This is a genomic window from Dactylosporangium sp. NPDC048998, assembly GCF_043197855.1.
In the GTDB taxonomy this organism is placed as follows: Bacteria; Actinomycetota; Actinomycetes; order Mycobacteriales; family Micromonosporaceae; genus Dactylosporangium.
The window spans coordinates 306066-314883 of the sequence record NZ_JBICTV010000005.1 but is presented as its reverse complement, the minus strand read 5'-3'; the positions used below and the strand labels follow the sequence as shown (position 1 = coordinate 314883).

The following is an 8818-nucleotide window of genomic DNA, read 5'->3' as shown; positions in this document are numbered from 1 at the left end:
CGGGCCGCCCCACCACCGACCCAGCGCGCCCGCCGATCGACCCCGCCGCCGCCACCGCCCCGCCGCCGAGGGCCGCCCCACCACCGACCCAGCGCGCCCGCCGATCGACCCCGCCGCCGCCACCGCCCCGCCGCCGAGGGCCGCCCCACCACCGACCCAGCGCGCTCGCAGGTCGACCCTGGCGGCGACCGGCGCCGACGGCGGCTCCACCACCGACCGGCGCACCCTCGCCGGCCGGCCCCACCGCCGACTAGCACCTGGGCCAGGGCGGGCCGCGACTGCCGCTGCCGCCGCGGGCGGCCAGCCTCACCACCAGCCAGCACACCGCCCGGCGGGCGAATCCACCCCCGGCCAGCACCTGGGGCTAGGCCGGACCGTGACAGCAGTCGCCGCGGCGGTGGCCGGCCCCGCCCCCGGCCGGCGCACCGTTCCCGGTGGTCGGACTCATCACCGGCCGGCGCACCGAGGTGGGCAGCCCCATCGGCCGGCCGGCGCGCCGTGGACCGCGGCCGCGGGACGCACGCCATCAAGGCCGCACGGGTCCCTGTCGCCCGCTCGCACGACATGGCAATATCACGGAGTGTTCTCGTACACGGGTGTACGCGGGCACTCCGTGATCATGGGGGACCGACGCTGGCCGCGCACGTCTGTCGGTGGTCGCTGGGGCGTGCGGCACCACAGGGCCGCACGAGTCGCAGACCTCCGATGCGTCGTTGCGTCGACGGGGGGCGGCGCCACCCTGGGCGTATGAGTCCGGGAAACCCCTGATGCCGCCGTTGCGCCGCGGGAGCATGCTGGATGCATGGGTCGTTTCCTGGTAGGTGCCGTAGCCGTCGTCGTGGGCCTGTTCATCGTGGGCGCGATCGCGAGCTGGCTGTTCCACGCGCTGCTCGGCAGCATCTTCTATCTCATCGTCGGCGCGCTGGTCGTCGGCGGGGCCATCTGGCTCTACGGGCGGGCCAAGCGTGGCCTCGGCAGCACCCGCAACCAGCGCCGCATCGAGGCCACCATGGCCACCTGGCGCCAGCGTAACCACTGACATCCCAACCGCGTCGCCGCCTCACCTGACCGGCGGCGGCGCTGTCCCGGCTGAGACAACGGCTCGGCGGGCGAACGAGCGGTCGGCGCGGCCGATGTCGCACCGGCCGCGCCGCAGCTGACGCACCGACCGATGTCGCGGTGCGCTACCAACCCGGCGAGCCCCGCGTCTACGGCGAGGTCGCAGTGGCGCCGGCCGGGTGAGGGCCGCCGGGCCGGGCCGCGGGGGGGCTGCAGGCGGAGTCCGAGCCGGCGCGGCATTTCGCCGCGGCGGTCGGCGTCACGGGCCGCGCTGCATTCCGCTGGCCACCAGGACCTCGTCGGCGTCACAGGCCGTATTGGGTTCCCCGGTCGTCAGGCTCTCGTGGGCGTCACGAACCGTGCTGGATTCCGCCGGCCACCAGGATCTCATCGGCCAGGCGGGCGGCCCTTGTGACCTGGCTCTGGTCGATGCCGCTGCGGTCGCCCCGGCCGTCCTCCAGGCCCCGGGCCAGCGCGCGCACCGCCGCCGTGAGGTCGCCGACCCGCTCCTCCAGCAGGGCCACGCGGTCGGCGCCCGGGCCGCGGGTCGGTGCGGCGGCGGCTTGGCGGGGCCCGGGCGACGCGCCGGTGATCAGGTCGCGCAGGTCGGTGGGCAGCTCCGCCGTCGTCTCGGCCAGCTGACCGGGCGACATGTGCTGGCCAATGACCTCCGTGACGGTGGCCGCGATCGCCGGGACCTGCGTCGCGCGTACGGCGGCCTGGGTGGAGAAGCGCCGGACGTACTCGTCGGCGCCGTAGCGCTCCGGCGCCCGGCTCGGTTCCCATCCGTCGTAGTAGATCCCGCGCAGCAGCTCGGGCAGCTGGGCGCCGAACTTCACCGCCGCGGTGACGCTGAGCCGGTCGCGCAGCGTGTGCAGCCAGGCCCGCACGGCGCGCTGCGCGAAGCGACGGTCGTTGGTGCCGAACGCGCTCTCGACGTCGGCGACCCAGATGTTGGCCGTGTGCAACGCATGGTTGAAGGCGTCTCCTCCGGACGGCGACATGGTCATCCCTCCCGCGGAATCGGGTGCCAGCTCACCCCAACAACTACCGTGCACCGCCCGGCCGAAACGTCGGCCGGCGGCAGGAGGTCCCGGTGGTGAGGGGACGTGGGTCCCGGACGGTTGGGGAAATTCGGCACGGGCGGCCGGCACGGGCCCGGGATGACGATATGTGTGTCAACAGGGAACGGCAGGAGGCCGAAATGAGCACCGCACACATCCACCAGGCCAGCCACCTCGAGCGCGTCGAAGCCCCCGGCAGCATGCTCACCAAGACGGCCGCCAAAACCCTCGCCGTCCTGCGCTACGCCACCGGCTTCGTCTTCCTGTGGGCCTTCGCCGACAAGACCTTCGGCCTCGGCTACGCCACCCCCGAGGCCAGGGCCTGGATCAACGGCGGCAACCCCACCAAGGGCTTCCTCGCCTCCGTCGACGCCGGTCCCCTGCAAGGCTTCTTCCACACCATCGCCGGCACCTGGTACGCCAACTGGCTCTTCATGCTCGGCATGCTCGGCATCGGCATCGCCCTGACCGCCGGCATCGGCCTGCGCATCGCGGCAGCCTCCGGCACCCTCATCATGGCCATGATGTGGCTGGCCGAATTCCCCCTCGCCCAGCACACCGCCAAGGGCGCCCCCAGCGGCTCGACCAACCCGCTCACCGACTACCACTTCATCTACGCCGCGGTGCTCATCGTCCTGGCCACCGCCTACGCCGGACACACCTGGGGCCTCGGCCGCCGCTGGGCCAAGCTCCCCATCGTCCAGCGCAACCGGTGGCTCATCTAAGCAACGGAGCACTACTCAGGAAGCCCGGGAACGCCACCGACGGCGGCCTCCCGGGCTTCGCCGTGTGTCGCGGTCGCCGCAGAGACCGTTGATCCTTACTCAGATCAAGGGCCGTATGGACGATAAGGACGGCACTCTACGGTACCTGTCCAGGCGGTAGAGTCCGGCGCAAATGAAGGAGTGCCGTGAGCACACCCGGTGAGGAGCGATCGCGCCAGACGGCCACCGCCGCGATGTTGCGCGATCCGCTCCTGCGCGTCCTGCTCGCGCTCACCGGCGTCTGTGTCGTGTGGTACCTCGTTCCGGGGGCGGGCGCCGGGGCCAAGCTCGTACTGTTCTGGCCGATCCAGGTGCTGCTGGACGTGATCTTCGCGGTCCTGTCGGCGCGGATGAGCGCGCTGCCGGCCCTGTCCGGTTCCACCCGGCGGTTCTGGCGCCTCATCGTGGTCAGCGGGGTGCTGTTCACGGTGGCCGACACGATCCAGGGCGTCCGGACGTTCGCCACCCCGGTCGCCGGCATGGTCGAGGGCGGGGCCGTGCAGTCGGCGCTGGTGACGCTCGGCTCGCTGGTGTGCCTCCTGGCCATGGTCATCCACCCCACCCGGACGACCGGGCGGGAACGGCTGCGGTTCGTCCTGGACGCGGCCACGGTCGTCGCGGCGACCGCCGTCTTCGTGTGGTACCTCTCCCCCAGCATCGACGTGCGCGCGGGCGGCGCGGCGCTGCTGATCACGCTGGCCTCCGCCGGCACGAGCCTGGCGGGGTCGTTCGGCCTGGTGAAGCTGATGCTCGGCCGGAACATGCCGTTCACCCCGATCGCCGGGTGGAGCGCCGGCGTGGCCGGCGTGCTGGTCGGGCTCAGCACCGGGCTGACGCCGGGGCTGGTGCAGGTGGCCCGGCCCGAGGTGGCGATGCTCGCCCGGCTCGTGCCCTGCGTGCTGCTCGCCGCGGTGCCCCGGATCAACGAGGTCAACCTGCACGCCGACCCCGACATCCTGGCCCGCCGCCCGACCCGGCCGTTCAGCCTGCTGCCGTACATCGGCGTGGCCGCGGTGTTCGGGCTGCTGGTCGTCTCCCTGGCCGGCGGCCGGCTCAACGTGCGGGTCTGGGGCGTGGTCGTCGGCGTGGTGCTGGTCACCGGGATCGTGGTGACCCGGCAGCTCATCGCGTTCGCCGACAACGCCCGGCTGCTCGGCGAGGTCGACCGCAGCATGCGGGCGCTCGCCGAGCAGGAGGAGCGCTTCCGGGCGCTGGTCCAGCACTCCTCGGACGTCACCGTCATCGCCGACGTCGGCCACGTCGTCGCATACGCCAGCCCGGCCGTCGAACGCACGCTCGGTGTCCCGGCCGACGCGGTGATCGGCCGGCCGGTCGAGGAGCTGACCGTGGCTGACGGCCGCGACGAGTTCCGCGCGCTGCTCGCCGACCTGCTCGCCCGCCCCGGCACCAGCACGACGCTGCGGCTGCGGGTGCCGCACGCGGACGGCACGGTGCGCTGGCTCTCCGCGGTCGCCACCAATCTGGTGCACGTGCCCAGCATCCGCGGGGTGGTCTACAACGCGCACGACATCACCGAGGTCGTCGCGTTCCAGGAACGACTGCGGCACGAGGCCACCCACGACCCGTTGACCGGGCTGGCGAACCGGACGCTGTTCGCCGAGCGGATCGCCGCAGCCGGCGGTATCGCATCGATCCTGATCATCGACCTGGACGGGTTCAAGGCCGTCAACGACACGTACGGCCACCACGCCGGCGACGCGCTCCTGCGGGCCGTCGCGGATCGGCTGCGGCAGTGCGTGCGGGCCTCGGACACGGTGGCCCGGCTCGGCGGCGACGAGTTCGCGGTCCTGCTGCCGGCGACGACGATGGCGTATGCGGAGGATCTGATGCTGCGCGTCCACGAGTCCTTCGCCGAGCCGGTCACGATCGACGCGGCGCGGGTGCCGATCCGGGCCAGCATCGGGGTCGCCTGCGGGTCGCTGACCCGGGCCGACGACCTGCTGCGCGACGCCGACGCCGCGATGTACTCGGCGAAGCACGGCCGCGACCGTCAGGCCGCCGCACAGCTGTGACGTCAACGCGCCCGGCTCACAGGTCGTGCCGGTACCAGGCGTTGGCCTCCACGTAGGTCGCCACGTCGCGCTCCGGGTCGCACAGCACCGGGCTCAGCGCCCCCGCGACGGCGACCGGCCCGGGCCGGTCGAAGGGCAGGCCGGTCCACTCCCGCCACCGCGCCAGCTCGGCGGTGATCGTCATCGAGTGCGGCGCCACCGCCACGAAGCGGCCGCCGGCCCGTTCGTGCACCCGCAGCCACGGATCGTCGGCGGTACCGTCCGGGCGGCGCCGGGCAACGTAGCGCTCCAGCGGCAGCTGCGGGTGCAGATGCTTGCGGGTCGGGCGGACCGGGGCGAACAGCGCCGCGTGCCCGAGCCGCGCCGCGTTGCGCCGGGCCAGGCCCAGCAGGTGGCCCGACACGCCGCGGCCGCGCAGGTCGGGGCGAACGGTGGCGAAGAGCGCCGACACGTCCGCGCCGGTGCGCCCGGCGAGCGTGTCCGCGGCCGCGGCGAGCAGCACCGCGTCGTAGCCGCCCGGCGGCAGCGCGCCGCCGGCGGTGAACGGCAGGGTGCACACCATCGCCGCGGCCCGTTCGCCGTCGCGCTCGACGGCGAGCAGCGTGTACTGCGGATGCCGCCCGACCAGCTCGGCGAACAGCGCGGCGGACACCGGGTCCTGATACAGGAACGGCGCCACGGTCGGGTCGTCGAAGGCCGCGGTCAGCGGCATGCGGTCGGGCCGCTCGGCCAGCGTGGTCACCTCAAGCCAGGCAAAGTCCATGCCGGCACCCTGCCAGATCGGCCGGAACCTTCACCCCACGAGCCGCCCGGCCGATGGTAGTGCTGACGGATCAGACCTTGCCCGCCCCCGTCCGGCAGGACAAAGTAGCTCTTGGCGCGCAGGAGGGAGCGGCCGTGACGATGCGGTTGACCTGGGCCTATGCGCTCTGTGCACTCACCCTTGCGGTATGTTACATCGCCGCGCCGGCGGCCGGGCTGCTGTGGTTCGCCGGCATCGTCGTGAGCACCCTCGCGGCAATGGCCTACGGCGTCGCCCGGCACCGGCCGCGGCGGCGGCTGCCCTGGTGGCTGTGGGCCGCCGGCTCGTTCGCCTTCGCGGTCGGCACCGCGACCGCGGTCATCCAGACCAACGTGCTGCACTCCTCGGCCTTCCCGTCGGCGGCCGACGCGGTGTCGCTGGGCGCGACCTTCCCGCTGCTGCTGCTCGGCCTGCTGCGGCTGAGCCGGTCCGGTGCGAAGAACCGCGACTGGGCGACGGTCATCGACTCGCTGATCTTCACCGCCGGCGCGGGCCTGCTGGCCTGGGTGTTCCTCATCGACCCGTACCTCAGCGACCCGGGCCTCAACTCGGCCCGGAAGGCCGTGTCGATCGCCTATCCGCTGTGCGACGTGCTCCTGCTGGCGATCATGGTCCGGCTGGCCCTCGAAGCGCGCCGCTGCTGGAGCGTGGCGCTCCTGCTCACCTCGGGCGCGGTACTGCTCGTCTCCGACGTGGTGTTCAGCCTGCGCCGCCTCGACGGTGACTGGGACCTCGGCAGCTTCGTGGACCTGGGCTGGATCGTCTTCTTCGTGGCCGGCGGCCTCGCCGCGCTGCACCCGTCGATGGTGCAGCTCACCGAGCCCCGGGTGATCGGCTCGACGCAGCTCAAGCCGCGGCGGGCGGCGCTGGGCATCGCCTCGCTGGTGGCGCCGGGCATCCTGTTCGCCGAGGCGCTGTCCGGGCCGGTGCACAACGGGGTGGTCATCGCGGTCGGCTCGGCCACGCTCGTCGCGTTGTCGCTGAGCCGGGTGTGGCTCGCCGCCCGCAGCGTGGGGCACACCCTGGTCCGCGAGCGGGAGCTGCGCCGGGCGTGCGAGGCGCTGCTGTCGGCGACCGAGGTGACCGCGGTCGAGCGGGTCGTGCGGGGAGCGATCAGCTCGCTGCTGCGCGCGGGCACCCCGCACCGCATCGTCCTGCAGGTCCACACACCCGGTGTACCGGAGTACAGCACCGAGGGCGGCGCGATGAGCATGCGCTACGTCGCGCAGCTTCCCGCCGGGCTCGCCCGCGAACTGGGCGACTTCGAGCTGGCCCTGCACTGCGCGCTGTCCATCGGCGGCGTCCGGCTCGGCGAGCTGTGGGTCGCCGCCGCCGAGCGGGCCCTGGTGGACCTGCAGGAGTCGGCGCGCGTGCTGGCGGGGCAGGCGGCCAGCATGATCGACCACATCGCGCTCAATCGGGAGATCACGCGGCGCAACAGCGAGGCGTACTTCCGCACCCTGGTGCTCAACGCCACCGACGTGATCCTCATCGTCGGCGGCCGCGACGACCGGGTCACCTACGCCAGCCCGTCGGCGCGGCAGCTCTTCGGCGGCGCCGACGTCGTCGGGCAGCCGATCGCCGACCTGCTGCGGCCGCTGCCGGGCGGGCCGGGCGCCGACAGCGGTGAGCTGCACCTGGCCCGCCGTGCCGACGGGACCATCGCCGAGGTGGAGGTCACCGTCCGGGACCTCACCGGCGAGCCGACCGTGGGCGGCCTGGTGCTCACCCTCCACGACGTCACCGAGCGCCGCCGCCTCGAGCGGGAGCTGCTCGACCGGGCGTACCTCGACCAGCTGACCGGCCTGGGCAACCGCCTGCGCTTCCAGGACGGCGTTCAGGCGGCCGTCGCGGGCGCCGGCCGGGCGGGCGGGGCGCCGGCTGCGGTGCTGCTCATCGACATCGACGGCTTCCGTACCGTCAACGACACCATGGGCCAGGACGTGGGCGACGAGCTGCTGCGGGCCTTCGGTCTGCGCCTGGTCGGGGTGTGCCCCGGCACGGCCACCGTGGCCCGGCTCGGCGCCGACGAGTTCGGGGTGCTGGTCACCGCCGCCGAGGCGGACCGCGTCGAGGAGCTCGCCCAGCGGATCCTCGACGAGTTCAGCGCGCCGATCGTGGTCGGCGGCAGCGTCGTCAGCGCGCGGTCGAGCATCGGGGTGGCCACGACCGCCGACGCGGCCGACGCCGCGCATCTGCTCGGCACGGCCGACGTGGCGCTGAACAGCGCGAAGAGCACCGGCAACCGCTGGCGGCGCTACTCCTCGGCGATGGACGCCGAGACCATGCGCCGCATGCGGCTGCGCACCGACCTCGACCAGGCGCTCGCCGACGACGCGTTCGTGCTGCATTACCAGCCGATCGTGGACCTGGAGTCCGGCCGGCCGCACGGCTTCGAGGCGCTGGTGCGCTGGCAGCACCCGTCGCTCGGGCTGGTGCCGCCCCTGGAGTTCATCGAGATCGCCGAGGAGTGCGGGCTCATCGTGCCGCTCGGCGACTGGGTGGTGCGCCACGCGATCGACGCCGCGGTACGGCTGCGCCGACTGTACCCGGCCGAGGGGCTGACGATGAGCGTCAACGTGTCGGTACGGCAGTTCCGCTCGCCCGGCTTCGTCCAGCGGGTCCTCGGCGAGCTGGCCCAGGCGAAACTGCCCGCCGACGCGCTCATCGTGGAGATCACCGAGAGCCTGCTGCTCGGGGACGACGAGCACATCCACGCCGACCTCGCCGCGCTGCGCGGGGCCGGGGTTCGGGTGTCCATCGACGACTTCGGCACCGGCTACTCCTCGCTGAGCTACCTGCACCGGGTGGCGGTGGACGCGCTGAAGCTCGACCGGTCGTTCGTGGAGACCGTCGCCAGCTCGCCCCGCCAGTACGACCTGGTGCGCGGCATCGTCCAGCTCGCGCACACCCTCGACCTGGACGTGGTCGCGGAGGGCATCGAGACCGCCGCGCACCGCCAGCGGCTCGTCGACATGGGCTGCGGCTTCGGCCAGGGCTACCTCTTCACCAGGCCGCTGCCCTTCGCCGACGTGCCGGCGTGGCTGGAGCACAACTCCGCGACGACCGGGCGGGTCGGCTCCGCCGCCGCCTGAC

Annotated in this window: 7 protein-coding genes; 4 read left to right on the top strand and 3 right to left on the bottom strand. The window is 73.5% G+C overall.

Features of this window, described 5'->3' with window-relative positions; translation table 11 throughout:
• Window positions 1–213, bottom strand: a 213-nt coding sequence (locus ACGFI8_RS15160; protein ID WP_392804644.1) for a hypothetical protein, incomplete at its 3' end; no start/stop codon positions are given.
• Between the two features lie 589 nt (window positions 214–802).
• On the opposite strand from ACGFI8_RS15160, the gene ACGFI8_RS15155 reads away from it, so the two are divergent.
• Window positions 803–1039, top strand: a complete 237-nt coding sequence (locus ACGFI8_RS15155) for a hypothetical protein (protein WP_392804641.1) — start codon at window positions 803–805, stop codon at window positions 1037–1039.
• 370 nt (window positions 1040–1409) lie between these two features.
• Here the strand turns inward: ACGFI8_RS15155 and ACGFI8_RS15150 are convergent, their stop codons facing one another.
• Window positions 1410–2069 (bottom strand): DUF2267 domain-containing protein, encoded by a 660-nt coding sequence (locus ACGFI8_RS15150; protein WP_392804638.1) that lies wholly within the window; start codon window positions 2067–2069, stop codon window positions 1410–1412.
• Between the two features lie 194 nt (window positions 2070–2263).
• Between ACGFI8_RS15150 and ACGFI8_RS15145 the strand changes: the two genes are divergently transcribed.
• Together ACGFI8_RS15145 and ACGFI8_RS15140 are read left to right on the top strand one after the other, a co-directional pair.
• Window positions 2264–2848 carry a hypothetical protein gene (locus ACGFI8_RS15145; protein WP_392804635.1) on the top strand — a complete coding sequence of 195 codons (585 nt, stop codon included), beginning with the start codon at window positions 2264–2266 and terminating at the stop codon, window positions 2846–2848.
• 185 nt (window positions 2849–3033) lie between these two features.
• Window positions 3034–4920, top strand: coding sequence for a diguanylate cyclase domain-containing protein (locus tag ACGFI8_RS15140; protein WP_392804632.1), 1887 nt, complete (start codon window positions 3034–3036; stop codon window positions 4918–4920).
• Window positions 4921–4936: 16 nt separating this feature from the next.
• Here the strand turns inward: ACGFI8_RS15140 and ACGFI8_RS15135 are convergent, their stop codons facing one another.
• Window positions 4937–5683 carry an N-acetyltransferase gene (locus ACGFI8_RS15135; RefSeq protein ID WP_392804629.1) on the bottom strand — a complete coding sequence of 249 codons (747 nt, stop codon included), beginning with the start codon at window positions 5681–5683 and terminating at the stop codon, window positions 4937–4939.
• 140 nt (window positions 5684–5823) lie between these two features.
• Here ACGFI8_RS15135 and ACGFI8_RS15130 point away from each other — a divergent pair, with 140 nt between their 5' ends.
• Complete coding sequence (locus ACGFI8_RS15130) at window positions 5824–8817, top strand: putative bifunctional diguanylate cyclase/phosphodiesterase (RefSeq protein ID WP_392805383.1); 2994 nt, start codon at window positions 5824–5826, stop codon at window positions 8815–8817.
• The last annotated feature ends 1 nt before the right edge of the window (window position 8818 follow it).